This window comes from Pseudomonas sp. WS 5411 (assembly GCF_012985595.1).
Lineage (GTDB): Bacteria > Pseudomonadota > Gammaproteobacteria > Pseudomonadales > Pseudomonadaceae > Aquipseudomonas > Aquipseudomonas shahriarae.
Map to the genome: position 1 here is coordinate 196,636 of NZ_JAARMC010000001.1, position 25,008 is coordinate 221,643.

The following is a 25,008-nucleotide window of genomic DNA, read 5'->3' on the forward strand; positions in this document are numbered from 1 at the left end:
GTGCATTGATCTTGTGTTAAGCCTTCGCTTCAAGCGCCATCAATCGAAATAAAACTCCGACTCCTCGCGCCATATTGTCGATGCTGGCCGCCGAGAGCGACGCCAACTCATCCACCATTAGGATGTTGAGGTTTTCCGAGCCCACGATCACGGTGACGCTATCCGCCGGCAACGGCGAAATATCCAACGTAAACTTCTGCAGCACCCGAGCAGCCGCCGCCTTATACGTCAGCAACTGCCCCGCCACCGAATACACGGCCAACAACGTCCCACTGGCGAGATAAAACCCAAACTCGCCAATCTCATACTCGCCATCGCCATCAAACAGCGCGGCCATGCGCAGTTGGCGCTGGCCCAGGTCTTCGTAGTCCACAATCGCCACCCGCTGGCGCTCATTGCGCAGGGCGGTTTCGTTGCCGGTGGGGTTGTAGCGGCCGGTGCCGGCGGCGATGTGGGTGATTTCGCCTTTCAAGCCTTGGTTCTTTGCCTGCAGCACTTCATCCAATCCCTTGGAGGTGAAGCGCACCAGGCGTGTGATGTCATCGGTCATGGCTGCGCCCTGAGGTCGTAGTCGTTAATGGTGTAGTGCTGGGCCACGCCCGCACTGTTAAGCCTTGAACTGAGCATCAGTTCCGGCAGCGCGCCCCACAGCGACAACTCGCCGTCGCTCAACGCCCGGTGGGCGGCGCCGGTCATCGGCAGCCCACCGTGCACTTCATGCACCAGGGTGATGGTGGCTAGGTCGCGCTCGCTCTTGGCCGCGTTGATACGGCGGATCAAGCGGTTGTGGTCGCCACTGGACCAACTGCGCCCGATGATCGCCTGCACGTCGAAGGTGTAGGGCTGGGCCTGTGGGCGCTGTTGGTACCAGGCCAGAATATTGGGGGTAAACCCCAGGGATTCGACCGCGTGGCTCAACGCCTTGGGCGTACCGGCCTGGCGCTGGATTTGCCAGGACAGCGCCACCGTGAGGCGTTTTTCGGTTTCATCGGCAGAGGCATTCCACTCACTGACGCCACGGTCGGCGGCCAGGTAAGGCAGGAACGGCGCAGGCGTTTGCAGCGGGTTCATCAGCGCCGGGAAGGGCGGGACGACCCGTTCGAGCAGTCGACCAAAGCCCAGGTCCAAAGCCTTCTCCAGCGGTGAGCTGTTGGCAGGCAACAGGCTGGGAGATTGTTCAGTCATAAGCTGCGCACCTCCACCTCGACACCCGTGCAATACGGGGCCTGGAACGCCGTGGTGATGATCGGCGCCAGCGGCTCGAGAATCTCCAGCTGCGCCGCCCCGGCGGTGTGGATGGTGTAGTCGATCCAGCTCGGGTCCACGCGCCCTTCCAGGCAGTGACAGGACTCGGCATAGGTCTGCAGCAACTGCTGGGCCGCCACTTGTGTCAGCCCCGAGTCCGGGCCGGCGTTGATCTTGGCCACCACGCGGATCTTGTACGGCACGATCTGCGCGCCCTGCACCGTGACCCAATCGGTTTCCGGGCGTACATCGGGCCGGGCGAAATGGCGCCGCACCCCTTCAAGCAAATCCGCCGACGGCGTGCCATTGCCGGTGCGGGACAGCACGGTGACCATGACTTGCCCAGGCGCGGTGCGCCGGGCGTTGCCGTCCTTGACCTGGGCGGCATAGCCATCCGGGTCGAAGGTATAGCTGACCGTCACCACCCCCGCAGCCGTACCGTGGACTTTCACCGCCGGCCGCTCGCCGAGGGTAAAGACCTCGCGCCGATACTGCATGCGCGAACCGGCAGCCGGTGCGTGGGGGGCCAGGTAGTAACGCAGACGAGCATCATCATCGCTTTCCAGGGTCGGCGGCACGGGCGGGAATGCCGCCGGGTCGCCGGGGTCGAGCACCTGGCGCTCCAGGCCCATATCGGCCAGGCGCGCATCCAGGTTGCTGCCGGTGGCCCACCACGCCAGCATCTGCTGGATGCGCGCGTTGTACTTGCGCTCATGGGTTTGCAGGCGCACACAAAACGCTTCCAGGGCCAGGGTCAGCAACTCGCTTTCGTTATCCAGGCTGACCTTGAGCTTGGCCGCGCTTTGCGGGGCGCGGGCGGCGACATAGTCGACGACAAACGCCTTGAACTGCGCCAACAGCGGCTCGAACTCGTCGACGGCGATCAGGTCGGGCGGCGCCAATTGGTTCTGCCCGGGGATCAACATGCTCATGTCACCACCTCGAAGGATTGCTTGCGGTTTTTCCAGGTGCCGGCAAACCGCAGCAACAGGCCAGCGCCCTGGCGATTGGCGACGATGACTTGCGGAACAAAATCGGCGATGCCGTTCTGTGGGTTGTAAAAAGCCTGGGCAGCGTGGCTTTGGGCGAGGATCAACAGGTCGTCGCCCAGGTTCTGCCCCAGCAGTTGCGGGATCAGCGAACCGTACAGCGGGCGTTTCTGCCGTGTGCCCAAAGGTGTGGTCAGGGCCCGGGTGGCGCGCTGGACAAATTGCGGCCAGTCGTCCACCACGGCTCCGGTGTTTCTCTCTATTCCGATCATGGCAAATCCTTATGCCGTGCTGATAACTCGACCCTGGTGGTCCACCACCGGGCCACTCAAGTGAACGCCGGACGCATCCAGCAGCAGGCCGACTGCACCGACGTGCACGCTGATGTTTGCGGCGGTCATGACCAAACGGGCAGCGCCCAGACTCATTTCCACCTGCTCGCGAGAGCCAGTGAATGCCGTGGGGCCGTTGCTCCAATCCAGCACATGACCGGCGGCGTCGTAGGCGCTTTGCGTGCCGTCCGGGTAACGCCGACTCGTCAGGCTGGCGACACTGGACAGCGGCGGGAAGCGATCACTGTTCAGGCCAAACAGCGCCACCGACTGCCCCCCGCCCTCGCCGCCGCCGTAGTTGAGCAGCAGGCATTGCTCCCCCACCGTGGGGATCCGCGTTTCGGTCTGCGCCCCGGCGCTGGGGTTGAAAAAGCGAATCGCCGGGGTCAGCAACTCGCCATGCCTGACCTTGCAGGTATTGCTGGCCGCGTCGACCTCATGACACACGCCGATCCGGCAAAAACTCTCGGCCCGCCGATAGAGGTCTTCAAGCTGGGTTTCCATCTGCGCCAGGCGCTCGACGATGGGCGCCAATTGCAGGCGTAACAGTGCGTCGAACATGGGGCTACTCCTGCAGGGGCCGGTATTGATCGGGGTCGTCGATATTCGACACCTCCCAGGTGCGGGCAAACAGCGGCTTGCCCATAGGGTCGTCCAGCAGCGGCGGGCCGATGTAGAGGGTTTGGTTGAAGGACACGGTCCAACTGTCGTACTGGGTGTCGGCCCCCGCCAGGGTCGATGGCAGCGCGACAATGTTGACTGGCACATCGCACTGGGCCGCCGGCAACTGCCAACGGTTATCCAGCACCAGGTCCATCAGCCGGCTCGCCAGGTCACAGGCGTCAAAAGCTTGCGCGCCTTCGGCGGCCATGACCTTGAGCGAGATCGACAACACATGGGCCTTGCGTCCTTCAAGGGAACGTACGCCCGGGCCATTACGCTCGACTGTGATTGCCACGGCGGTTTCATCCGCCGCCAGGATGCCCGGCGGGCTGCCCACCCGTAACGCCGGGAACGCCTTACGCAGGGCCTGGCCGATGGCTATTGGCAGTTGTGACGGTTTTTCAATGAGGGTCATGGTGTGGCTTCCTTGCAACGATCACTTTGAGTCCGGGGGCGAACCGGGCGGCTCATTCACCCCGATGCGCTTGGCGGCCCAGCGCTCGTAGAGGCCGATGGCGACGTCGGCACCGGCCATGGCGGTCAGGCAGCCGAGGGCGCCCGCCGTCCAGATCGACATGCCGGCGGCGTACAGCAGCATCAACGCCGACACCCCGCACACCATGCACGCCCCGGAACGCAGGGCCAGGCGGCGGACCAGCGACCAACCGCGGGCACCCTCCTTGTCGGCGCGCCACATCTCCCCGGACACGCCGCCGATCAGGGCCAGAATAATCACCAGCCAGATAGGCATTTCTGCCAACGCTTGCTGCTCGTTTGTCATGTCACGCCTCCTGGAATGCGTAAAACCGGCAGGTGGCCGGTGCTTTGATAAATAGATGGATGGGTGTGTCGGTAGGCATTCCAAAAAGCCCGGTAGCCCGGGCTTTTCAGTAATGCGGTCCTTGGATCTTTCGGCGCTACTGGCGCGGTACGGATCTTTCCTCGATGTTTTTCCGACCACGATCCCTGTCTGCCGGATAACTGCTTGTGGTGCTTTACGCTGCACACCCGGGTCAGTTGCCAACCCTCTGAACCGTCAAGGCCGGTTCATCGCTGCCTGTTGTAAACCGTGAAACTAAAGAGCGTCGGCATCCTTGCCGGTGTTGCCTGGCGTCCTTGCCATCACTCGGTGGCGTCCATGCCAGTGTTGCGTGCCTTCCTTGTCTTCCTTGGCAGCATCCTTGCCGCCTCCACCAGACCTTGTTGGCTGGCTTGAGATGGAGAATATGCATGTATGCATATACAGTCAATGCACAAATGCATTTATTTTTACTCGGATAATGCATTGGCGCATAAACCCCTTGAGTGGTGGGCCCTGGGCGGTTTTCCATAGGCGAAAAAAAGCCCGCTCTCAGGCGGGCTGTTTCTTACAGAGAAGGGTTAGCGGGCGTACATGCCCCACCAGAAAACGTGACCGAGGATGCTGATCTGCTCTTCCTGGATATCCTGGAAGCTGTAGTCCTCATCCGGGTGCTCATCACGATTGAAACTGCGCAGGCGGATCCCCGAAGGCAGACGATAGAGCTGTTTGACCCGCAATTGACCGTTGTGATTGATGGCATACAAGTCGCCATCGACGATATCGCCGATCCCGCTCTTGCCGGCATTCACCCCCACCGTGGCGCCATCACGCAACACCGGCAGCATGCTGTTGCCGCGTACCGTCACACACTTGGCCTGGTCGAACTGCACACCGTTATGCCGCAGGCTGCGCTTACCAAAACGCAGGCTGGCCTTCTCGCTTTCCTCGATGACGAATCTTCCTGATCCAGCAGCCAATTCAACCTCGCGCAAAAAGGGGATCGACACCTCGTCATCATTAACGGGCGTGTCGTCGTCCCACAGGCTTATATCCTTGAGCTCCGAATGCATCGGGTCGCGCTCATCCTGCCACGCCGACCCCGCGCGCCCGCGCAACTGGTCGGTGCTCACCCGGAAGTAATCGGCGATACGCGAGATGTGCTTGTCCGACGGATCAACGATCTTGCCGCTGAGAATCCGTGACAGAGTGGATTGAGGCACGCCGGTACGCCGGTGAAGCTCCGTGGGGGAGATCCCGTCGCGATCGAGCAGCTCTCTTAAGACGATTGAAACGTTGCGTTTTTGCATAACGGGGATAGTGACGGGAGTTTTTGGGGTTGGCAAATGCTAATTTGCATATTTTGTGCATGGGGTATGTGGATGTACTGGCCGTTTGTGAACTGCGAAGCACGGACCTTGCATGTTAACCTTGCCGCCATCGCAAAAAATGCTGGGCCAAGCGCCCCCTTTGCCCCATCACTTTCAACGAATTTGCCTACTACCCAATGAGTAAAAACACGTCCGATCTGTCCTCCCACACCCCAATGATGCAGCAGTACTGGCGCCTGAAAAACCAGCACCCTGATCAGTTGATGTTCTATCGCATGGGCGACTTCTACGAGATCTTCTATGAAGACGCGAAGAAGGCCGCCAAGCTGCTGGATATCACCCTGACCGCGCGCGGGCAGTCGGCTGGGCAGGCGATTCCGATGTGCGGGATTCCTTATCATTCGTTGGAAGGTTATCTGGCCAAGCTGGTCAAGCTCGGTGAGTCGGTGGTGATCTGTGAGCAGATCGGCGACCCGGCGACCAGCAAGGGGCCGGTGGAGCGTCAGGTGGTGCGCATCATTACCCCGGGGACGGTGAGTGATGAGGCGCTGCTGGATGAGCGGCGCGACAACCTGATCGCGGCGGTGCTGGGGGACGAGCGGTTGTTCGGCCTGGCGGTGCTGGATATCACCAGTGGCAACTTCACGGTCCTGGAAATCAAGGGCTGGGAGAACCTGCTGGCGGAGTTGGAGCGCATCAATCCGGTGGAGCTGATGATCCCGGATGATTGGCCAAAGGATCTGCCGGCGGAAAAACGCCGTGGGGCCAAGCGCCGTGCGCCGTGGGATTTTGAGCGCGATTCGGCGCTGAAAAGTCTGTGCCAGCAATTCTCCGTACAGGATCTGAAGGGTTTTGGTTGCGAGACCCTGACCCTGGCCATCGGCGCCGCCGGTTGCCTGCTCAATTACGCCAAGGAAACCCAGCGCACCGCCCTGCCGCATTTGCGCAGCCTGCGCCATGAGCGCCTGGACGATACGGTGGTGCTCGATGGCGCCAGCCGGCGCAATCTGGAGCTGGACACCAACCTGGCCGGCGGGCGCGACAATACCCTGCAGTCGGTGGTGGACCGTTGCCAGACCGCCATGGGCAGCCGTCTGCTGACCCGTTGGCTGAACCGTCCGCTGCGCGACTTGACCGTATTGCAGGCGCGCCAGTCGTCCATTACCTGCCTGCTGGACGGCTACCGCTTTGAAAAGCTGCAACCGCAGCTCAAGGAAATCGGTGATATCGAGCGGATTCTTGCGCGGATCGGCCTGCGTAACGCCCGCCCGCGTGACCTGGCGCGCCTGCGTGACGCGCTGGGCGTGCTGCCCGAGTTGCAACAGGCGATGACCGAACTGGACGCGCCGCACCTGCAACAACTTGCTGTCACGGCCGGCACCTACCCGGAACTGGCTGCGCTGCTGGAAAAAGCCATTATTGACAACCCGCCCGCGATCATCCGCGACGGCGGCGTGCTGAAGACCGGTTACGACAGCGAGCTGGATGAGCTGCAAGCCTTGAGCGAGAACGCCGGGCAGTTCCTGATCGACCTGGAAGCCCGCGAAAAAGCCCGCACCGGCCTGGCCAACCTGAAGGTCGGCTACAACCGTGTGCACGGCTACTTCATTGAGTTGCCAAGCAAGCAGGCCGAGCAGGCACCTATCGATTACCAGCGTCGCCAGACCCTTAAAGGTGCCGAGCGCTTTATTACACCCGAGCTCAAAGAATTCGAAGACAAGGCGCTGTCGGCCAAGAGCCGCGCCCTGGCCCGGGAAAAAATGCTCTATGAAGCCCTGCTCGAGGACCTGATCGGCAAGCTGGCACCGCTGCAGGACACCGCAGCGGCCCTGGCCGAGCTGGATGTGTTGAGCAACCTTGCCGAGCGCGCCCTGAACCTTGACCTGAACTGCCCGCGTTTTGTCAGCGAGCCGTGCATGCGCATCGTCCAGGGTCGCCACCCGGTGGTGGAGCAAGTGCTGACCACACCGTTCGTGGCCAACGATCTGTCGCTAGACGACGATACCCGCATGCTGGTGATCACCGGTCCGAACATGGGCGGTAAATCCACCTACATGCGCCAGACCGCCTTGATCGTGCTGCTGGCGCATATCGGCAGCTTTGTGCCGGCGGCCAGTTGCGAGCTGTCCCTGGTAGACCGCATCTTCACCCGGATCGGTTCCAGCGATGACCTGGCCGGTGGCCGTTCGACCTTTATGGTGGAAATGAGCGAAACCGCCAATATCCTGCACAACGCCAGCGACCGCAGCCTGGTGCTGATGGACGAAGTGGGGCGCGGCACCAGTACCTTCGACGGCCTGTCCCTGGCCTGGGCTGCTGCCGAGCGCCTGGCCCACCTGCGGGCCTACACGCTGTTCGCCACCCACTATTTCGAACTGACCGTGCTGCCGGAAAGCGAGCCGTTGGTGGCTAACGTGCATCTCAATGCCACCGAGCACAACGAGCGCATCGTGTTCCTGCACCATGTGCTGCCAGGGCCGGCCAGCCAGAGTTACGGCCTGGCCGTGGCCCAGTTGGCCGGTGTGCCGAACGATGTGATCCTGCGCGCCCGCGAGCACCTCAGCCGCCTGGAAACCACCGCCCTGCCCCACGAAACCGTGGTTGCAAGCCCAGCCAAGGCCACCAGCAAACCGGGTGTGCCCATGCAGAGCGATATGTTCGCCAGCCTGCCCCACCCGGTACTGGATGAGTTGGCAAAGCTTGACCTGGACGACTTGACTCCACGAAAAGCGTTGGAATTGCTCTATGCACTGAAGACACGGGTCTAACGCAGACGCGTGCAAGCTGATAGAATCTCGCGCGGTTTGGGATGCTGCGGGCTTTTAGCCTGGCCTGCAGACTATCGCTCCCAAACCTCGCGAGCCCTGCCAGAAGGGGTTTCGCTGCCGCCGCCTGAGGAGAAAACTAGAAATGACCTTCGTCGTCACCGACAACTGCATCAAGTGCAAGTACACCGACTGCGTAGAAGTGTGTCCGGTGGACTGCTTTTACGAAGGCCCGAACTTCCTGGTAATCCACCCGGATGAGTGCATTGACTGCGCCCTGTGTGAGCCAGAATGCCCGGCCGTTGCGATTTTCTCCGAGGATGAAGTCCCGGAGGACATGCAGGAATTTATTCAGTTGAACGTCGAGCTGGCGGAAATCTGGCCCAACATCACTGAAAAGAAAGAATCGCTTCCAGATGCGGAAGAGTGGGATGGCGTTAAAGGCAAGATCAAAGACCTCGAACGCTAACAGCGTCGCGCCCCTCTAAAAGGCCCCTTGCGGGCCTTTTTGCGTTTTTGCGCGCGGGTCTTTTACTTTTCTGCAGGCAAAAAAAAGGGGCGGTTTGACCCGCCCACATTTTTTCCCTAGTCCCTGTGTTCCTTTTCATCGTCCTGATGAATCGCATCCTGCGAGGTTCCCTGAATCATCGTTCCGTGATGACTGTGTCAATCCGTGGACACAGGGCTGATAGTAGAGACTTCCCAGACAAGTTCAACGGGATCCATTCCCAAGCACACCCCGCCGCCGCTCTCGACCACAAATAAATAAGCGTTATATTTCAATAATATAGAAATATGTCCAGGTGATTCGAGGCATCCAGGTCCGGTTAAAAAACCAAACACTTACGAAAAAGTAAGCGAATGCTTACACCGTCCATTAGGGAAATGCGCACCCACCCTCCCAAAAGGTTTACGCCAGACAAGAAAAAGCCCCGACAGGGTCGAGGCTTGTCTGCCTTCAGGTCGATCAGTCGTCGCTGACAGTGATGGTCGGCATTGCCTGGGCACCGGCTTCCTGCAAGACAATCCGCGCGCCTACATGACGGGCCAGTTCCTGATAGACCATGGCGATCTGCCCATCGGGTTCGGCGGCGACCGTCGGCTTGCCACCATCTGCCTGCTCACGAATGCCCATCGCCAGCGGCAGCGAAGCCAGCAGCTCAACGCCATATTGGGTGGCGAGCTTTTCGCCGCCGCCTTCACCGAACAGATGCTCGGCATGGCCGCAGTTGGAGCAGATGTGTACCGCCATGTTCTCCACGACACCCAGCACCGGGATGTTGACCTTGCGGAACATCTCCACGCCTTTGCGCGCATCCAGCAACGCCAGGTCCTGGGGGGTGGTGACAATCACTGCACCGGCCACCGGCACTTTTTGCGCCAGGGTCAGCTGGATATCACCGGTGCCCGGCGGCATGTCGATCACCAGGTAGTCCAGGTTGCCCCAGTCGGTCTGCATCACCAGTTGCATCAAGGCCCCGGAAACCATGGGCCCGCGCCACACCATCGGGGTGTTGTCATCGGTCAGGAACGCCATCGACATCACTTCCACGCCATGGGCCTGGATCGGCACGAACCACTTCTGGTCCTTGATCTTTGGCCGCGAGCCTTCGGCGATGCCAAACATCACGCCCTGGCTGGGACCATAGATATCCGCGTCGAGGATGCCCACCCGCGCACCTTCACGGGCCAGGGCCAGGGCCAGGTTGGCCGCCGTGGTCGACTTGCCCACGCCGCCCTTGCCGGACGCCACCGCCACCACGTTCTTGACGTTGGCCAGGCCGGGGATCTGTGCCTGGGCCTTATGCGCGGCGATCACACACTGGATGTCGACCTTGGCCGAGCGCACGCCGTCCAGGCCTTCAATGGCCATTTGCAGCATCTGCGCCCAGCCACTCTTGAACAGGCCTGCGGCGTAGCCCAGCTCAAGCTGGACCGTGACCTGATCGCCCTGCACCTCAATGGCCCGGACACAGCCGGCGCTGACCGGGTCCTGGTTCAGGTAGGGGTCGGTGTACTGGCGAAGAACGGCTTCCACCGCTGCGCGATTGACGGCGCTCATGGGCTACTCCCGGAAAAGACAGACTAAAACAGGCGGCTATCCTAACCGTTCCGAGGCGTGAGGGGCATGCTTTCGCGATATTGGAAAACCCTGAAACAGCCTCACGGGGTGAAATAAATTCCCCAGCGCTTTATAGTGGCCGACCTCCGTTTCATCAAGTAGCCGAGCCCCATGTCCGAGCCACGCAAGATCCTCGTCACCAGCGCCCTGCCCTATGCCAATGGTTCCATCCATCTTGGCCATATGCTTGAGTACATCCAGACCGATATGTGGGTGCGCTTCCAGAAGCATCGCGGCAATCAATGCATTTATGTCTGCGCGGACGACGCCCACGGTTCGGCCATCATGTTGCGCGCCGAAAAGGAAGGCATCACCCCGGAACAACTGATCGCCAACGTCCAGGCTGAACATAGCGCCGACTTTGCCGAGTTCCTGGTGGATTTCGACAACTTCCACTCGACCCACGCCGAAGAGAACCGCGAGCTGTCGAGCCAGATCTATCTGAAACTGCGTGATGCCGGGCACATTGCCACCCGCTCGATCACCCAGTATTTCGACCCGGAAAAGAAAATGTTCCTGGCCGACCGCTTCATCAAGGGCACCTGCCCCAAGTGCGGCACCGAAGACCAGTACGGCGATAACTGCGAAAAATGCGGTGCCACCTACGCACCGACCGATCTGAAAGATCCGAAGTCGGCGATCTCGGGCGCCACCCCGGTGCTCAAGGATTCCCAGCACTTCTTCTTCAAGCTCCCGGATTTCCAGGAAATGCTGCAAACCTGGACCCGTAGCGGCACCTTGCAGGACGCCGTGGCAAACAAGATCGCCGAATGGCTGGATGCCGGCCTGCAACAGTGGGATATCTCCCGCGATGCGCCGTATTTCGGTTTCGAGATCCCCGATGAGCCGGGCAAGTACTTCTATGTGTGGCTGGACGCGCCGATTGGCTACATGGCCAGCTTCAAGAACCTCTGCGACCGCACGCCGGAGCTGGACTTCGACGCGTTCTGGGGCAAGGACTCCACCGCCGAGCTGTACCATTTCATCGGCAAGGACATCGTCAACTTCCACGCCCTGTTCTGGCCGGCAATGCTCGAAGGGTCGGGCTACCGCAAGCCGACCGGCATCGCCGTGCACGGCTACCTGACGGTCAACGGCCAGAAGATGTCCAAGTCCCGTGGCACCTTTATCAAGGCGCGCACCTACCTGGACCACCTGTCGCCGGAATACCTGCGCTACTACTATGCGTCCAAGCTGGGCCGTGGCGTCGACGACCTGGACCTGAACCTGGAAGACTTCGTGCAGAAGGTCAACTCGGACCTGGTGGGCAAGGTGGTCAACATCGCCAGCCGCTGCGCCGGGTTTATCCACAAAGGCAACGCTGGGGTGATGGTGCCGGTCAACGCCGCACCGGAGCTGACCGACGCGTTCCTGGCGGCCGCGCCAAGCATCGCCGACGCCTATGAAGCCCGCGACTTTGCCCGCGCCATGCGCGAGATCATGGGCCTGGCCGACCGAGCCAACGCCTGGATCGCCGACAAGGCACCGTGGTCGCTGAACAAGCAGGAAGGCAAGCAGGATGAAGTCCAGGCCATCTGCGCCACCGGCATCAACCTGTTCCGCCAGTTGGTGATCTTCCTCAAGCCGGTGCTGCCGTTGCTGGCCGCCGACGCCGAGGCGTTCCTCAACGTTGCACCGTTGACCTGGAATGACCACACCAGCCTGCTCAACAACCATCAGCTCAACGAATTCAAGCCGCTGATGACCCGTATCGACCCGGTCAAGGTGCAGGCCATGACGGATGCTTCCAAGGAAGACCTGACCGCCAGCCAGACCGACACCGGCAACGCCGCCCCAGCGGGCAATGGCGAGCTGGCCAAGGATCCGCTGTCGCCGGAAATCGACTTCGATACCTTTGCCGCCGTGGACCTGCGGGTCGCGCTGATCATCAAGGCCGAAGCCGTGGAAGGCGCCGACAAGCTGTTGCGCCTGACCCTGGATATCGGTGACGAGCAACGCAACGTGTTCTCCGGGATCAAAAGTGCCTACCCGGACCCGTCCAAGCTCGATGGTCGCCTGACCATGATGATCGCCAACCTCAAGCCACGCAAAATGAAGTTCGGCATCTCCGAAGGCATGGTGATGGCAGCCGGCCCTGGCGGCGAGGAAATCTACCTGCTCAGCCCGGACAGTGGCGCCAAGCCTGGCCAGCGCATCAAGTAACCGGAAAACCCTGTCGCGGTGATTGGCCGCGACAGGGCGGTTTGCGCTAGTACCCTCTCCCTGCTTGCCGGATAATCAGGCCCTGTTTGCTTAACCGGCTCGACCATGACCGAACTGCTTGTCGCCCTTCCCTGCGCTGCCCTGATCAGCCAATACCTGCTGCGTGTTGCGCTGCCCGGGGATCCGCCTTTGGAACGACGGCGGGTGCACGCCCTGGGGTTCGCGACCACACTCTTGGTCGCCCTCAGCGGCGCTTTCAGCTACCTGGTTGTTCACTTTGTGTTGCACCCCTTGGCGCTGGACGCGTTATGGCTGTTTGCTTATGTGCCGGTGGCGATCTTGTTGAGCCAGCCATTGCTGACGGTACTTTCCCGCCGCGTGCCCGCACTGCCCTTCGACGGGTTGTGGCTGCCGCTGCTGGCGAACGCCGGCGTGCTCAGCGTGGTATTCCTGGGCCCTGGCAATACCACCCAACTGATCTATAGCCTGGGCATCGGCCCGGCATTCTGGCTGACCCTCAGCCTGTTCAACGATTTGCGCCAGCGCATAGACCACAACGATATCCCCCAGCCCTTCAAAGGCCTGCCCATGGACCTGTTCAGTGCCGGGCTGATGGCCGTGGCGTTGCTGGGCTTAAACGCAATGATCAAACCATGAGCCTGATTCAACGTATCGACGCCCTGCTGCCCCAGACCCAATGCGGCAAATGCGGGCACCCGGGTTGCAGACCCTACGCCGAAGGCATCGCCCGGGGTGAGGCTATCAACAAGTGCCCGCCAGGCGGCACAGAAACCATCGCCGAGCTGGCGCAGCTGTTGAACCTGGCGCCCCTGGAGCTGGACAGTACTCGTGGTGAAGCCCCCGCGCAGATTGCCTTTATCCGTGAGGCCGAGTGCATCGGTTGCACCAAGTGCATCCAGGCTTGCCCGGTGGATGCGATTGTCGGCGCGGCCAAGTTGATGCACACCGTGATCGTGGATGAATGCACCGGTTGCGACTTGTGTGTCGCGCCCTGTCCGGTGGACTGCATCGACATGCTGCCCTTGCCGCTGGCCACGGTGCTGCCAATTGTCGCGGGCTATGCCAGCACCGCCGAGGAGCGCCAAGAGCGCGGGACCAAGCGTGAGCGCGCCCGCCGCCGCTTCGAGCAACGCAACGCCAGGCTGCAACGCGAGGAAGAGCACAAGCTGGCAGAACGCCTGGCCCGCAGCAAACGCCCGGCCCCCAGCGCAGAGAGCAACGGCGACCCGCTGCAGGCTGCCATCGAGCGCGTGCGCGCGCAAAAAGACGCCGACATCGACGCAGCGCTAAAAAAGGCCAAGATCAACCTGGCGATGAGCCGGGCGCAACTGCATAAATCCCTGAAAGCCTTCGGCCATCCGCCGACCTTTGAGCAACAGTCGCAGTTGATCATCCTGCAACAGCAATTTGAATCCGCCGAACAGGCATTGGCCGCCCTTGAAACCAACGCCCCCGCTGTTGTGATCCCCCAGGCCAATAAAGACCCAGCGCTCAAACGCGCCAAAATCCAGTTGGCCATGCGTCGCGCCGAGCTGAAAAAAGCTCAGGACGCACTGGCCGATGCCGAACAACTGGCCGCCCTGGGCGCCGCCCTGGCCGACGCTGAACAAGCCTTGCATGCGGCCGAAGAAGCCTCCGAGCAGCCCAGGCCTGATTTGCAACGTGTCGAGAAACGGCCCATCGACAGCCAACTGCGCCAATTGAAGACCGCCCTGGCCTATGCCCGCGCCGACCTGAACAAACTCGAACGCCAGCCCGCCAGCAGTACCAACGCGTTAATCGACGCCAGACAACGCCTGGCTGACGCTCAGCGGTTGGTGGATGAACATGTCGGGGCCTGACGTTGTTGAGCGCCAGCAACAGGCCATGCAGCGCCTGTTGATGGCGGTAACGCCCGGCGTGCTGGTGCTGTTCTGGCTGTATGGCTGGGGCGTGTTGATCAATCTGTTGCTGGCCGGCACCTGTGCCTGGGCCGTCGAAGCCGGGGTGCGCCGGTTGCGCGGCCAGGGCGGTGGCGACCTCAGTGGCCTGGTCAGCGCGGTCCTGCTGGCCCTGGCGCTGCCACCTTACTGCCCGTGGTGGCTATGCGTGGGCGCTGTGAGCAGTGGATTGCTGCTGGGCAAACACCTGTATGGCGGCAAGCAGAACCCCTTCAACCCGGCCATGCTCGGTTATGCGCTGATGCTGCTGGCCTTTCCCCAGCCAATGACCCATTGGCCGGCATCCCACGGCCTGGACCTGCTGGCCGGCCTGCAACAGGTGTTCGGCCTGCACGGCGAGACCGCCGATGCCTGGGCCCGGGCCACGGCGCTGGATACGTTACGCATCAATAACAGCCTGACCATTGATGAACTGTTTGCCAGCAACCCGGCGTTCGGCCAGATCGGCGGCACCGGCAGCGAGTGGGTAAACCTGGCGTTTCTCGCCGGCGGCGTCTTTTTACTGCAGCAACGGGTATTCAGTTGGCATGCGCCGGTGGGCATGCTCGCCAGCCTGTTTGTCATCAGCCTGCTGGGCTGGAACGGCTCGGGCTCGGACTCCAATGGCTCGCCGCTGTTTCACCTGCTGACCGGGGCCACCATGCTCGGGGCCTTCTTTATCATCACCGAACCGGTGTCGGGCGCGAAAAGTGCGCGGGCACGCTTGCTGTTTGGGGTGGGCGTGGGGCTGCTGACCTACCTGATCCGCACCTGGGGCAGCTACCCGGATGGCGTGGCGTTCGCCGTACTGATGATGAACCTCGCGGTGCCGACCCTGGAGCGCTGGGCACGGCCGCAGGCGGTGAAGGCATGACGCGCACCTGGCAAGCCTTGATCGTGCTGTTGATCGCCGTCGGCGCGGTGGGCCTGACCGTTGGCCTGCAACAGCTGACGACCAAGCCCATTGCCGCGCAGCAGCGTGAGATGCAAAGTCGGGCGTTGCTGGATGTACTGCCCGCTGGCAGTTATGACAATCACCCCCTGGAGCGCCCGCTGGGTATCGCCTCGGAAATGCTGGATAACAGTCAACTGCTGGGTGGTTACCTCGCGACCCTGGCCGGTAAACCCAGCGCCGTCGTGCTGCGCGCGCAGGTCGATGGTTACGGTGGACGTATCCAATTGCTGATTGCCATCGACCACAACGCCAAGCTGCTCGGGGTAAAGACCCTGGCCCACGCAGAAACCCCCACATTGGGCGGACCTATTGGCGAGCCCGGCAATCCCTGGCTTGCCTCGTTCAAAGGGTTGTCGGGGGAAAGTCCGCAGATATGGGCGCTGAAGAAAGACGGTGGCCAGTTCGACCAGATGGCGGGCGCGACCATCACCTCCCGCGCGGTGATTAACGCAACCCATGATGCCTTGCGGTATTTTGAGGAACATCGTCAGGCGCTGCTGGAGACTGCCAGCCATGACTAAACCATTCGCCCTTGGCAGCCTGTTGCTGCTGCCTGCACTGCTGGGTGTCAGCGCCACCCCGGCCGGCGCCGCTGCCTTCTGGGCCCTGTGGGTGCTGATCGTGACGCTGCATGGCTGGAGCTGCGCCTGGGTGCGTAATCGCCTCAGTGGCAATTGGCGGCTGATTGCCAATGTGTTGCTGGCCACCACCTGGGTCAGTTGCGCACATTTGGTGGCCCAGGCCCTGGCCTTTGGCCCGTCTATGGCCCTGGGAGCGTACCTGGGGTTAATTGGCGTGCAATGCGTATTGCTTGAACATGCCGGCCTGTTCGCCGCCAACCAGCGCAGGGCGCAGCTTCAGCTATTCACCGTTGCTACCGGGCTATTGGTTGCAATCACCCTCTCGCGCTTGTTACTCGGCAGCAGCATCGCCACCCTCGCCCCCACAGGGTTTATCCTGCTCGGGTTGTGGCTTGCCGGGTGGCAAGCCTGGACCCAACGCCGCAAACCACACTGAAGGAACCGCTCGCCCCATGAATGCCGCAAAACGCCTGGAGATCTTTCGTCGGTTTCACGAGGACAACCCAGAACCCAAGACCGAGCTGGCCTACTCGTCGCCGTTCGAGCTGCTGATTGCGGTGATCCTGTCTGCGCAATCGACGGATGTGGGCGTCAACAAGGCCACGGCCAAGCTGTTTCCGGTGGCCAATACTCCAGCGGCGATCCATGCCCTGGGGGTGGAGGGGCTGTCGCAGTACATCAAGACCATTGGCCTGTATAACAGCAAGGCAAAAAACGTCATAGAAACCTGCCGACTGCTGGTCGAGTTGCATGGCGGCGAAGTGCCACAAACCCGGGAAGCACTTGAAGCTTTGCCCGGCGTGGGTCGCAAGACGGCCAATGTGGTGCTCAATACAGCGTTTCGCCAATTGACCATGGCGGTGGACACACATATTTTCCGCGTGAGTAACCGCACAGGGATCGCACCGGGCAAGAATGTGGTGGAGGTGGAGAAAAAACTGATGAAATTTGTGCCAAAGCCTTACCTGCTCGACTCCCACCACTGGTTGATTCTGCACGGCCGTTATGTGTGCCAGGCCCGCAAGCCGCGTTGTGGCAGCTGTCGCATCGAGGATCTGTGTGAATACAAGGAAAAGACGTCTGACGATTGAGCCGTCATTGCTTTTATTGATGAGTCGATTGAAAAAATCTTTTTTACCCGGTGCGCAATTGCCGATATAAGGAGCGCCAACGGCAGTCTTAGCCTGGAGTTAACCTTATGAGCACTGGCAAAGAACAACTGGATGTAGAAGATGACTTTGTGGCAACGGACACTGACGAAGTAGCCGAGGCGCCCGTAGAAGTGGCCAAGACCAATTTGAGCAAACGCCGCACCATCGACAATCTTCTGGAAGAGCGACGCCTGCAAAAACAGTTGGCCGATTACGATTTCGATCTCTAGCCAAACGATCACACAGAAGCCTCCGCGATGGAGGCTTTTCCTGCCTGTTGCTCCCTGCTTCTTAAACCAGGCCGTTGCGCTGAGCGAGCTCGATCAGGTCCACCAGGGACCGGGCATTGAGCTTGAGCAGCAGACGCGTCTTGTAGGTACTCACCGTCTTGTTGCTGAGGAACATGCCGTCGGCGATTTCTTTGTTGGTTTTTCCCTGGGCCAACTGCTGTAGCACCATCATCTCCCGGCCTGAGAGCCGTTCGACCATATCCGCCTCGCTGGTATTGCCCTGGGTGGACCGCACCGAGTTGAGTGCCTGGTTGGGGAAATAGCTGTAGCCAGACAGCACGGCCTTGATTGCGCTCAGCAGCTCGGTAAGGTCCTGCTGCTTGCACACATAGCCCGCCGCCCCCGCCTGCATGCAGCGCATGGAGAAGTGACCGGGAGCCTGGGAGGTCAGCACCAACACCTTGAAGGGTTGCGCCTGCTTTGTGGAAGACAGGCGACAAATAACTTCCAAACCGTCAAGTTTGGGAATTCCAATATCCAGGATGACAATATCCGGCATATGCTCCCGCGCTAGTTGTAACGCGTCGACTCCGTTATCGGTCTCTGCAACGACCTCATAACCATGACGCTCCATTAGCATGCGTACAGCAAGGCGAATGACGGGATGATCATCCACGATCAGCACTTTATTCATGGGCAAGTCCAATTTCGCTGTTCGAATTATTCAGAGCCAGCACAATAGCCTAGTCGTTTCCTCCTTGGCATAGCACTCCCCCCCAAGTAACGACAAGCAGAGACCCAACCCACAAAGTTATGAGAATAGACCTACAAAAAAACGCCTCTATGGATGTGTCGGTTATTGTTCAGCCTTTCAGAACTTTCCGTGGGCAAACATATTTTGAGCAAAAAAAGCACCGTTTACCCTAGAAAAGTAAACATGACGCACGCCATTTTCAGGAAATGCCCCTTGCACGGGCCAGACCTGCGTGCCTCGACGCGGCCATTGCCCCTGCAAAAAAGTTCCCTCGGTGCAACAGTCATTAACAACACTTGGAATTATCTGACAGATATTTCCACAAATAAAATAGAACTCCATCTCTTTCCTACTAAACAACCGAATGATTTTAAACACAAACAAGGCTGCATGCCTGAAGCACCAACTTCCCGACACAAAAAAAACAAAAGCAAAACTAATAAACAGCAACGCCCCAAACACATCGGCAAGACATTAAACACTGATAAACAAAACCCGGACCTCCTGAATGACGGACAAAAAAATGGCCCCTTTTTCAAGGGGCCACTCTTTATGACGCGTCAGGTACTTCAGAACAACTTGCGGCCCTTGTTGGCCGCAATGCGCATGCGCAGTGCGTTGAGCTTGATGAAGCCAGCAGCGTCAGCCTGGTTGTAGGCACCGCCATCTTCTTCAAAGGTCGCGATATTGGCATCGAACAGCGACTCATCGGACTTGCGGCCGGTGACGATCACGTTGCCCTTGTACAGCTTCAGGCGCACCACACCGTTCACATGGACCTGGGAGGCGTCGATCATCTGCTGCAGCATCAGACGCTCAGGGCTCCACCAGTAACCGGTGTAGATCAGGCTGGCGTATTTAGGCATCAGCTCGTCTTTGAGGTGAGCCACTTCACGGTCCAGGGTGATGGACTCGATGGCGCGGTGAGCGCGCAGCATGATGGTGCCGCCCGGGGTTTCGTAGCAGCCACGGGACTTCATGCCCACGTAGCGGTTTTCGACGATGTCCAGACGGCCGATACCGTGCTCGCCACCGATACGGTTGAGGGTCGCCAGTACGGTGGCCGGGGTCATTTCGACGCCGTCCAGCGCGACGATGTCGCCGTTGCGGTAGGTCAGTTCCAGGTACTGCGGCTTGTCAGGAGCGTTCTCCGGGGAGACGGTCCATTTCCACATGTCTTCTTCGTGCTCGGTCCAGGTGTCTTCCAGCACGCCGCCTTCATAGGAGATGTGCAGGAGGTTGGCGTCCATCGAGTACGGGGACTTCTTCTTGCCATGGCGTTCGATCGGGATGGCGTGCTTTTCAGCGTAATCCATCAGTTTTTCACGGGACAGCAGGTCCCATTCACGCCAAGGAGCAATCACTTTCACGCCAGGCTTCAGGGCATAGGCGCCCAGTTCGAAACGCACCTGGTCGTTGCCTTTGCCGGTGGCGCCATGGGAAATGGCGTCAGCGCCGGTTTCGTTGGCGATTTCGATCAGGCGCTTGGCAATCAGCGGACGTGCGATGGAAGTACCCAGCAGGTACTCGCCTTCGTAGACGGTGTTGGCGCGGAACATCGGGAAAACGAAATCGCGGACGAATTCTTCGCGCAGGTCGTCAATGTAGATCTCTTTGACGCCCATGGCTTGCGCCTTGGCTCGTGCAGGTTCGACCTCTTCGCCCTGACCCAGGTCAGCGGTAAAGGTCACCACTTCACAGTTATAAGTATCCTGCAGCCACTTGAGGATCACCGAAGTGTCCAGGCCGCCGGAATACGCGAGAACGACCTTGTTTACGTCGGCCATGCCATCACTCCACGGGGTTTTACGGAAAGGCGTCGATTCTACCGATCAAAACCGTGAAATTACAGGGGCGCGACAGCAAATGAAGATAAAGCGACAGATTATGTCGGGCGAGCGACGAATGGCCGATGCCTACGAGGTCGCCGCCGCATTCGCCGGGGCGGTGGCCTGGGGTGCCGGTTTCTCGGGGGCTGGCACCCGGTCGAGATGGATATTCACCCGCCGGTTCTTCGCCCGGTTGGCCGGGTTGGTATTGGGCACCAGCGGATAGCGCTCGCCGTGGAAGCGCAGGACGATCTGCGATTCGGGAATGCCATTGGCCTTGAAGAAGTCCATCACCGCTAGGCCTCGACGCCGGGACAGGTCGCGATTGGTCAGGCGATTGCCGCTGTTATCCGAATGGCCGTCCAGTTCGATATGGTTGACCGTAGGGTCGGCCTTGATGAACTCAAGCATGACCAACAGCTTGGCCTTGGCCGCCGGGTCGAGGTCGATACCGCCACCCGGAAAGCCGACTTCAGCCTGTTTGACCTGCTCGAAATTCATCGGCAGCAATTTCGCAGTACATAACTGGTAATCGCTGTAAGCCTTGTTGAAGCGCACCGGCAGCAAGCGGATTTCCGAATAGCCACCATCCCGGGAATAGTGGCGCACAGTCGGGCTGCGGCCATCGAGCAAGCCATTGAACAGGCGCCCGGCCTGGGCCTGGGAGCTGTTGAACAGCACATCGCCGCTGCCCGCACGCACCGCACCGAGGTTGATATCACCGCGCCCCGGCTGCCACGGCGCCGCCGCCGCCAAGAGTGTTGCGGAGCCGACGCCCAGCGCGCTGTTGTAGGCCTTCAAGCGAAATGTCGCCTGCTCGCCGGCCCGGCGCACGAACTCACCCGAACCAAAATCGGCGATCGGCTGGCTCAAGCGGCACTCGAACTTGTCGCCTTCCACCTTCCACTCGATATTTTCCAGGCGCGTCTGGAAGGTCAGGGCCATCGCAGGCAGGCTGGCGAACACGCTGAGCAGGGCTAGATATTGCTGGCGCACGGGCGGCTCCACTGGTTTCTACAACACAACAAGGCGTCATACATCGTTAAGGCATACCCAGGGATATCGGTCGCGCCCTGCAAAACTTGATAGCGAGTGCCTGCAAGAGTCTTTTCCGGTAGCATTCCCACCAGATTGACCCGCCTGGAATCCCCAATGTCCGACCGCCTGACCCTGCTGCGTCCCGACGACTGGCATATTCATCTTCGCGATGGTGCTGCGTTGCCCCAAACCGTGGCTGATGTAGCGCGCACGTTTGGCCGTGCCATCATCATGCCTAACCTGGTACCTCCGGTGCGCAATGCCGCAGAAGCCGACGCCTATCGCCAGCGCATCCTCGCTGCACGACCGGCCGGCAGCCGCTTTGAACCGTTGATGGTGCTCTACCTGACCGACCGCACCCAGCCCGCAGAAATCCGCGAGGCCAAGGCCAGCGGTTACGTGCATGCCGCCAAGCTGTACCCGGCCGGCGCCACGACCAACTCCGACTCCGGCGTGACCAGTATCGACAAGATCCTGCCCGCCATCGAAGCCATGGCCGAAGTGGGCATGCCGCTGTTGATCCACGGTGAAGTCACCCGTGGTGATGTCGATGTGTTCGATCGCGAGAAGATCTTCATCGACGAACACATGCGCCGTGTGGTCGAGCTGTTCCCGACCCTCAAGGTGGTGTTCGAGCACATCACCACTGCCGACGCCGTGCAATTCGTCACCGAGGCTTCGGCCAACGTTGGCGCGACCATCACCGCGCATCACCTGCTGTACAACCGCAACCACATGCTGGTGGGCGGGATCCGGCCGCACTTCTATTGCCTGCCGATCCTCAAGCGCAACACCCACCAGGTGGCACTGCTCGATGCCGCCACCAGTGGCAATGCGAAGTTCTTCCTCGGTACCGACTCGGCCCCCCACGCCCAGCACGCCAAGGAAGCTGCCTGCGGCTGTGCCGGCTGTTACACCGCCTATGCGGCGATCGAGCTGTACGCCGAGGCTTTCGAGGCACGCAACGCCCTGGACAAACTCGAGGCCTTCGCCAGCCTCAATGGCCCGCGCTTCTACGGCCTGCCGGCGAATACCGACCGCATTACCCTGGTCCGTGAAGACTGGACCGCCCCCACCAGCCTGCCATTTGGCGAGCTGACCGTTATCCCGCTGCGCGCCGGTGAAACACTGCGCTGGCGCCTGCTGGAGGAACACACGTGAGTGAAGACCATTACGACGACGAACAGGAACACAGTGGCGGCGGTTCGCGCCACCCGATGGCCGAGCGTTTTCGCGGCTATCTGCCTGTCGTTATCGACGTAGAAACCGGCGGTTTCAATTGCGCCACCGATGCGCTGCTGGAAATTGCCGCGACTACCATCGGCATGGACGAACAGGGCTTTGTGTATCCAGAACACACCCATTTCTTCCGCGTCGAGCCTTTTGAAGGTGCCAACATCGAAGCGGCGGCCCTGGAGTTCACCGGAATCAAGCTCGACCATCCGTTGCGCATGGCCGTCAGCGAAGAAGCGGCATTGACCGACATCTTCCGTGGCGTTCGCAAGGCCCTGAAGGCCAACGGCTGCAAACGCGCGATCCTGGTCGGCCACAACAGCAGTTTCGACCTGGGCTTCCTCAACGCCGCCGTGGCGCGCCTGGACATGAAGCGCAACCCGTTCCACCCGTTCTCCAGCTTCGACACCGCGACCCTGGCTGGCCTGGCTTATGGCCAGACCGTACTGGCCAAGGCATGCCAGGCTGCCGGTATCGACTTCGACGGTCGTGAAGCCCACTCGGCTCGCTACGACACCGAGAAGACTGCCGATCTGTTCTGCGGCATCGTCAACCGCTGGAAGCAGATGGGCGGCTGGGAAGATTTCAGCGACTGATCAGGTCGCTAAATCCCACGCATAAAAAAACCGGCCCTCTCAGGCCGGTTTTTTTACCGCGAATCTGGCTTACAGCTTGCCAGCGTTCTCGGTCAGGTAAGCCGCAACGCCTTCTGGCGAAGCGTTCATGCCTTTGTCGCCTTTTTTCCAGTTGGCTGGGCAGACTTCGCCGTGCTCTTCGTGGAATTGCAGAGCGTCGACCAGGCGGATCAGCTCTTCCATGTTACGGCCCAGCGGCAGGTCGTTGATGATCTGCGAGCGCACAACGCCCTTGTCGTCGATCAGGAACGCGCCACGGAAAGCCACGCCGCCTTCGGACTCAACGTCGTAGGCCTTGGCGATGTCGTGCTTCATGTCGGCAGCCATGGTGTATTTGACTTTGCCGATGCCGCCATCATTGATGGCAGTGTTGCGCCAGGCGTTGTGGGTGAAATGGGAGTCGATGGACACGGCAACCACTTCAACGTTACGTGCCTTGAAGTCGTCCATGCGGTGATCCAGGGCGATCAGCTCGGATGGGCAGACGAAAGTGAAGTCCAGCGGGTAGAAGAACACCAGGCCGTATTTGCCTTTGATGGCTTCAGACAGCTTGAAGCTGTCAACGATTTCGCCATTGCCGAGGACGGCAGGTACGTCGAAATCCGGGGCTTGTTTGCCGACGAGTACGCTCATTGGTTATCTCCTGATGGTAATTGAAGTAAATGGACCGCCCCTGAGTCTGCCGTGAATTGACGACAGGCCTGTGACGCGATCACGCTTCGTAAAGACCGACCATCATACCTGAAAAAAGCCGTTCGTCAGTGAGGGGCCCACGGCGGGCAAAGGTTTGAGAAAGCACTTTGACAATCATTCTCGTTAACATTAAGATCCATCGCACTTAAGCCTTAAACCGCGATGGTTCTCCCTTATGTATGTCTGCCTCTGCACTGGCGTCACCGACGGACAAATCCGCGAAGCGATCTATGAAGGTTGCTGCAGCTACAAGGAAGTGCGTGAAACCACCGGCGTTGCCAGCCAATGTGGCAAATGTGCCTGCCTTGCCAAGCAAGTGGTACGGGAAACCCTGACATCGCTGCAAACAGCCCAGGCCGCGATCCCCTACTCGGCAGAATTTACACACGCCTGAAGTGGCGTGTTTTAAAGAACCGGACTTAGCGTCCGGTTTTTTTATGCCTGTAATTCAAATAGTTAGCGCCAAGACGCGGAACACAAACATTCTTATTCCGATTAATTTTCATTTATTATTCAATAACTTAGGTTTGACACTAGTAGTTGTGCAGCTCAAACTCCGCCTTATATACAACGAATACAGGGCAGGACCCCAATCATGAAAGGCGACATCTCAGTCATCCAGCAACTCAACAAAATCCTTGCCAATGAACTGGTCGCGATCAATCAGTATTTCCTGCATGCACGCATGTATGACGATTGGGGCCTGGAAAAGCTCGGCAAGCGTGAGTACAAAGAGTCGATCAAGGCCATGAAGGACGCAGACGCGCTGATCAAGCGCATCCTGTTCCTCGAAGGTCTGCCGAACGTCCAGGACCTGGGCAAGCTGAACATCGGCGAGCACACCCTGGAAATGCTCAACAGCGATGTGGGCTTCGAGCGCAAGAGCCATGCCGACCTCAAGGCCGCCATTGCACATTGCGAGACCAAGGGCGACTTCGGCAGCCGCGAACTGCTGGAAGATATCCTTGAAGACCAGGAAGAGCATATCGACTGGCTGGAAACCCAGATCGGCCTGATCGACAAAGTGACCCTGGAAAACTACCTGCAATCGCAGATGGGTGAATAACCGCGCCAACAGGCACAAAAAAGCCCCGCTCTCGAATGAGAAGCGGGGCTTTTTATTGCGCGCGAATTACGCTTCGGTCTTGGCCGCTGCTTTTTCAGCTGCGTCCTTGATCAGCGCTTGCAACGAACCATCAGCCGCCATTTCGGTGATGATGTCGCTACCGCCGACCAGCTCACCGGCCACCCACAGTTGTGGGAAAGTAGGCCAGTTGGCGTACTTCGGCAGGTTGGCGCGGATTTCCGGGTTTTGCAGGATATCGACGTAAGCGAACTTTTCGCCACACTGCATGACGGCCTGGGAGGCCTTCGCGGAGAAGCCGCACTGCGGGGCATTCGGTGCGCCCTTCATGTAAAGCAGAATGGTGTTGTTAGCAATCTGCTCTTTAATCGTTTCGATGATATCCATGGAACACCTCGGCTGGAACTTTGCGACTCACAGGTCGGCACGGTGGCGCATTGTAACGCAAAATCCCAGCGTGGTGCTCGGGCTCCCCG

The 25,008-nt window shown here is 60.0% G+C and carries 28 protein-coding genes; 14 read left to right on the top strand and 14 right to left on the bottom strand.

The features are described from left to right. Positions 1 to 16 precede the first annotated feature (16 nt). The 8 genes from HBR93_RS00925 to HBR93_RS00960 form a co-directional block, all read right to left on the bottom strand. Entirely contained in the window at positions 17 to 550 is a 534-nt protein-coding gene (locus HBR93_RS00925; RefSeq protein ID WP_169954579.1) for a phage tail protein, read from the bottom strand. Next, positions 547 to 1,185: a phage tail protein I gene (locus HBR93_RS00930; RefSeq protein WP_057439349.1), complete on the bottom strand. Its 639-nt coding sequence runs from the start codon at positions 1,183 to 1,185 to the stop codon at positions 547 to 549. Before HBR93_RS00930 ends, HBR93_RS00925 begins: the two co-directional genes overlap by 4 nt. Then, positions 1,182 to 2,177: a baseplate J/gp47 family protein gene (locus tag HBR93_RS00935; protein ID WP_057439348.1), complete on the bottom strand. Its 996-nt coding sequence runs from the start codon at positions 2,175 to 2,177 to the stop codon at positions 1,182 to 1,184. The genes HBR93_RS00930 and HBR93_RS00935 overlap by 4 nt, the downstream gene beginning before the upstream one ends. Then, on the bottom strand, positions 2,174 to 2,506 hold the full coding sequence (locus tag HBR93_RS00940; RefSeq protein ID WP_038442971.1) for a phage baseplate protein: 333 nt from the start codon (positions 2,504 to 2,506) through the stop codon (positions 2,174 to 2,176). The genes HBR93_RS00935 and HBR93_RS00940 overlap by 4 nt, the downstream gene beginning before the upstream one ends. A gap of 9 nt (positions 2,507 to 2,515) precedes the next feature. Beyond that, a complete protein-coding gene (locus tag HBR93_RS00945) occupies positions 2,516 to 3,127 on the bottom strand; it encodes a phage baseplate assembly protein V (protein ID WP_169959696.1) in 612 nt (203 codons plus the stop codon). Between the two features lie 4 nt (positions 3,128 to 3,131). Then, on the bottom strand, positions 3,132 to 3,644 hold the full coding sequence (locus tag HBR93_RS00950) for a hypothetical protein (protein ID WP_115128880.1): 513 nt from the start codon (positions 3,642 to 3,644) through the stop codon (positions 3,132 to 3,134). Between the two features lie 21 nt (positions 3,645 to 3,665). Continuing rightward, positions 3,666 to 4,010 (bottom strand): phage holin family protein, encoded by a 345-nt coding sequence (locus tag HBR93_RS00955; protein WP_057439345.1) that lies wholly within the window; start codon positions 4,008 to 4,010, stop codon positions 3,666 to 3,668. Between the two features lie 599 nt (positions 4,011 to 4,609). Next, complete coding sequence (locus HBR93_RS00960; protein WP_081044189.1) at positions 4,610 to 5,338, bottom strand: XRE family transcriptional regulator; 729 nt, start codon at positions 5,336 to 5,338, stop codon at positions 4,610 to 4,612. A gap of 197 nt (positions 5,339 to 5,535) precedes the next feature. On the opposite strand from HBR93_RS00960, the gene mutS reads away from it, so the two are divergent. Both mutS and fdxA read left to right on the top strand, forming a co-directional pair. Further along, positions 5,536 to 8,127 carry a DNA mismatch repair protein MutS gene (gene mutS / locus HBR93_RS00965; RefSeq protein ID WP_169959697.1) on the top strand — a complete coding sequence of 864 codons (2,592 nt, stop codon included), beginning with the start codon at positions 5,536 to 5,538 and terminating at the stop codon, positions 8,125 to 8,127. 142 nt (positions 8,128 to 8,269) lie between these two features. Beyond that, the gene (fdxA, locus tag HBR93_RS00970; RefSeq protein WP_003222178.1) at positions 8,270 to 8,593 is read left to right on the top strand and encodes a ferredoxin FdxA; all 324 of its coding nucleotides are present in this window, start codon (positions 8,270 to 8,272) and stop codon (positions 8,591 to 8,593) included. Positions 8,594 to 9,091: 498 nt separating this feature from the next. Here the strand turns inward: fdxA and apbC are convergent, their stop codons facing one another. After that, positions 9,092 to 10,186 (bottom strand): iron-sulfur cluster carrier protein ApbC, encoded by a 1,095-nt coding sequence (apbC, locus tag HBR93_RS00975; RefSeq protein ID WP_057439343.1) that lies wholly within the window; start codon positions 10,184 to 10,186, stop codon positions 9,092 to 9,094. A gap of 171 nt (positions 10,187 to 10,357) precedes the next feature. Here apbC and metG point away from each other — a divergent pair, with 171 nt between their 5' ends. The 8 genes from metG to HBR93_RS01015 all read left to right on the top strand — a co-directional run bounded on the left by metG (position 10,358) and on the right by HBR93_RS01015 (position 17,266). After that, on the top strand, positions 10,358 to 12,409 hold the full coding sequence (gene metG, locus HBR93_RS00980; protein ID WP_057958614.1) for a methionine--tRNA ligase: 2,052 nt from the start codon (positions 10,358 to 10,360) through the stop codon (positions 12,407 to 12,409). Between the two features lie 105 nt (positions 12,410 to 12,514). Further along, a complete protein-coding gene (locus tag HBR93_RS00985) occupies positions 12,515 to 13,066 on the top strand; it encodes an Rnf-Nqr domain containing protein (RefSeq protein ID WP_169959698.1) in 552 nt (183 codons plus the stop codon). Next, the gene (gene rsxB, locus HBR93_RS00990; RefSeq protein WP_169959699.1) at positions 13,063 to 14,271 is read left to right on the top strand and encodes an electron transport complex subunit RsxB; all 1,209 of its coding nucleotides are present in this window, start codon (positions 13,063 to 13,065) and stop codon (positions 14,269 to 14,271) included. The genes HBR93_RS00985 and rsxB overlap by 4 nt, the downstream gene beginning before the upstream one ends. After that, positions 14,252 to 15,223: an RnfABCDGE type electron transport complex subunit D gene (locus HBR93_RS00995; protein WP_115128894.1), complete on the top strand. Its 972-nt coding sequence runs from the start codon at positions 14,252 to 14,254 to the stop codon at positions 15,221 to 15,223. Before rsxB ends, HBR93_RS00995 begins: the two co-directional genes overlap by 20 nt. Beyond that, positions 15,220 to 15,825 carry an RnfABCDGE type electron transport complex subunit G gene (locus tag HBR93_RS01000; RefSeq protein ID WP_169959700.1) on the top strand — a complete coding sequence of 202 codons (606 nt, stop codon included), beginning with the start codon at positions 15,220 to 15,222 and terminating at the stop codon, positions 15,823 to 15,825. Before HBR93_RS00995 ends, HBR93_RS01000 begins: the two co-directional genes overlap by 4 nt. Then, the gene (locus HBR93_RS01005) at positions 15,818 to 16,321 is read left to right on the top strand and encodes an Rnf-Nqr domain containing protein (protein ID WP_169959701.1); all 504 of its coding nucleotides are present in this window, start codon (positions 15,818 to 15,820) and stop codon (positions 16,319 to 16,321) included. The genes HBR93_RS01000 and HBR93_RS01005 overlap by 8 nt, the downstream gene beginning before the upstream one ends. Before the next feature lie 16 nt (positions 16,322 to 16,337). Then, a complete protein-coding gene (gene nth, locus HBR93_RS01010; protein ID WP_115128897.1) occupies positions 16,338 to 16,976 on the top strand; it encodes an endonuclease III in 639 nt (212 codons plus the stop codon). A gap of 107 nt (positions 16,977 to 17,083) precedes the next feature. Beyond that, the gene (locus HBR93_RS01015; RefSeq protein ID WP_057439336.1) at positions 17,084 to 17,266 is read left to right on the top strand and encodes a hypothetical protein; all 183 of its coding nucleotides are present in this window, start codon (positions 17,084 to 17,086) and stop codon (positions 17,264 to 17,266) included. Positions 17,267 to 17,327: 61 nt separating this feature from the next. Here the strand turns inward: HBR93_RS01015 and HBR93_RS01020 are convergent, their stop codons facing one another. From HBR93_RS01020 to HBR93_RS01030, 3 genes are all read right to left on the bottom strand, one after another. Beyond that, the gene (locus HBR93_RS01020) at positions 17,328 to 17,960 is read right to left on the bottom strand and encodes a response regulator transcription factor (RefSeq protein ID WP_032858436.1); all 633 of its coding nucleotides are present in this window, start codon (positions 17,958 to 17,960) and stop codon (positions 17,328 to 17,330) included. A 629-nt stretch (positions 17,961 to 18,589) separates the two neighbouring features. Continuing rightward, the gene (locus HBR93_RS01025) at positions 18,590 to 19,807 is read right to left on the bottom strand and encodes an argininosuccinate synthase (RefSeq protein WP_029295244.1); all 1,218 of its coding nucleotides are present in this window, start codon (positions 19,805 to 19,807) and stop codon (positions 18,590 to 18,592) included. 129 nt (positions 19,808 to 19,936) lie between these two features. Then, positions 19,937 to 20,845, bottom strand: a complete 909-nt coding sequence (locus tag HBR93_RS01030) for an OmpA family protein (protein ID WP_057439335.1) — start codon at positions 20,843 to 20,845, stop codon at positions 19,937 to 19,939. Between the two features lie 156 nt (positions 20,846 to 21,001). Between HBR93_RS01030 and pyrC the strand changes: the two genes are divergently transcribed. Together pyrC and rnt are read left to right on the top strand one after the other, a co-directional pair. Further along, on the top strand, positions 21,002 to 22,048 hold the full coding sequence (pyrC, locus tag HBR93_RS01035) for a dihydroorotase (protein WP_169959702.1): 1,047 nt from the start codon (positions 21,002 to 21,004) through the stop codon (positions 22,046 to 22,048). Next, positions 22,045 to 22,716 carry a ribonuclease T gene (gene rnt / locus HBR93_RS01040; RefSeq protein WP_057958607.1) on the top strand — a complete coding sequence of 224 codons (672 nt, stop codon included), beginning with the start codon at positions 22,045 to 22,047 and terminating at the stop codon, positions 22,714 to 22,716. Before pyrC ends, rnt begins: the two co-directional genes overlap by 4 nt. A gap of 69 nt (positions 22,717 to 22,785) precedes the next feature. On the opposite strand, the gene HBR93_RS01045 is transcribed toward rnt, so the two are convergent. Beyond that, a complete protein-coding gene (locus HBR93_RS01045; protein ID WP_003172097.1) occupies positions 22,786 to 23,388 on the bottom strand; it encodes a peroxiredoxin in 603 nt (200 codons plus the stop codon). A gap of 235 nt (positions 23,389 to 23,623) precedes the next feature. On the opposite strand from HBR93_RS01045, the gene HBR93_RS01050 reads away from it, so the two are divergent. Continuing rightward, positions 23,624 to 23,842, top strand: a complete 219-nt coding sequence (locus HBR93_RS01050; protein WP_057958606.1) for a bacterioferritin-associated ferredoxin — start codon at positions 23,624 to 23,626, stop codon at positions 23,840 to 23,842. A gap of 201 nt (positions 23,843 to 24,043) precedes the next feature. Next, positions 24,044 to 24,514, top strand: coding sequence for a bacterioferritin (bfr, locus tag HBR93_RS01055; RefSeq protein WP_057439332.1), 471 nt, complete (start codon positions 24,044 to 24,046; stop codon positions 24,512 to 24,514). Between the two features lie 66 nt (positions 24,515 to 24,580). Here bfr and grxD read toward each other — a convergent pair whose 3' ends face one another. Beyond that, positions 24,581 to 24,919 carry a Grx4 family monothiol glutaredoxin gene (grxD, locus tag HBR93_RS01060; protein ID WP_032858447.1) on the bottom strand — a complete coding sequence of 113 codons (339 nt, stop codon included), beginning with the start codon at positions 24,917 to 24,919 and terminating at the stop codon, positions 24,581 to 24,583. Positions 24,920 to 25,008 lie beyond the last annotated feature (89 nt).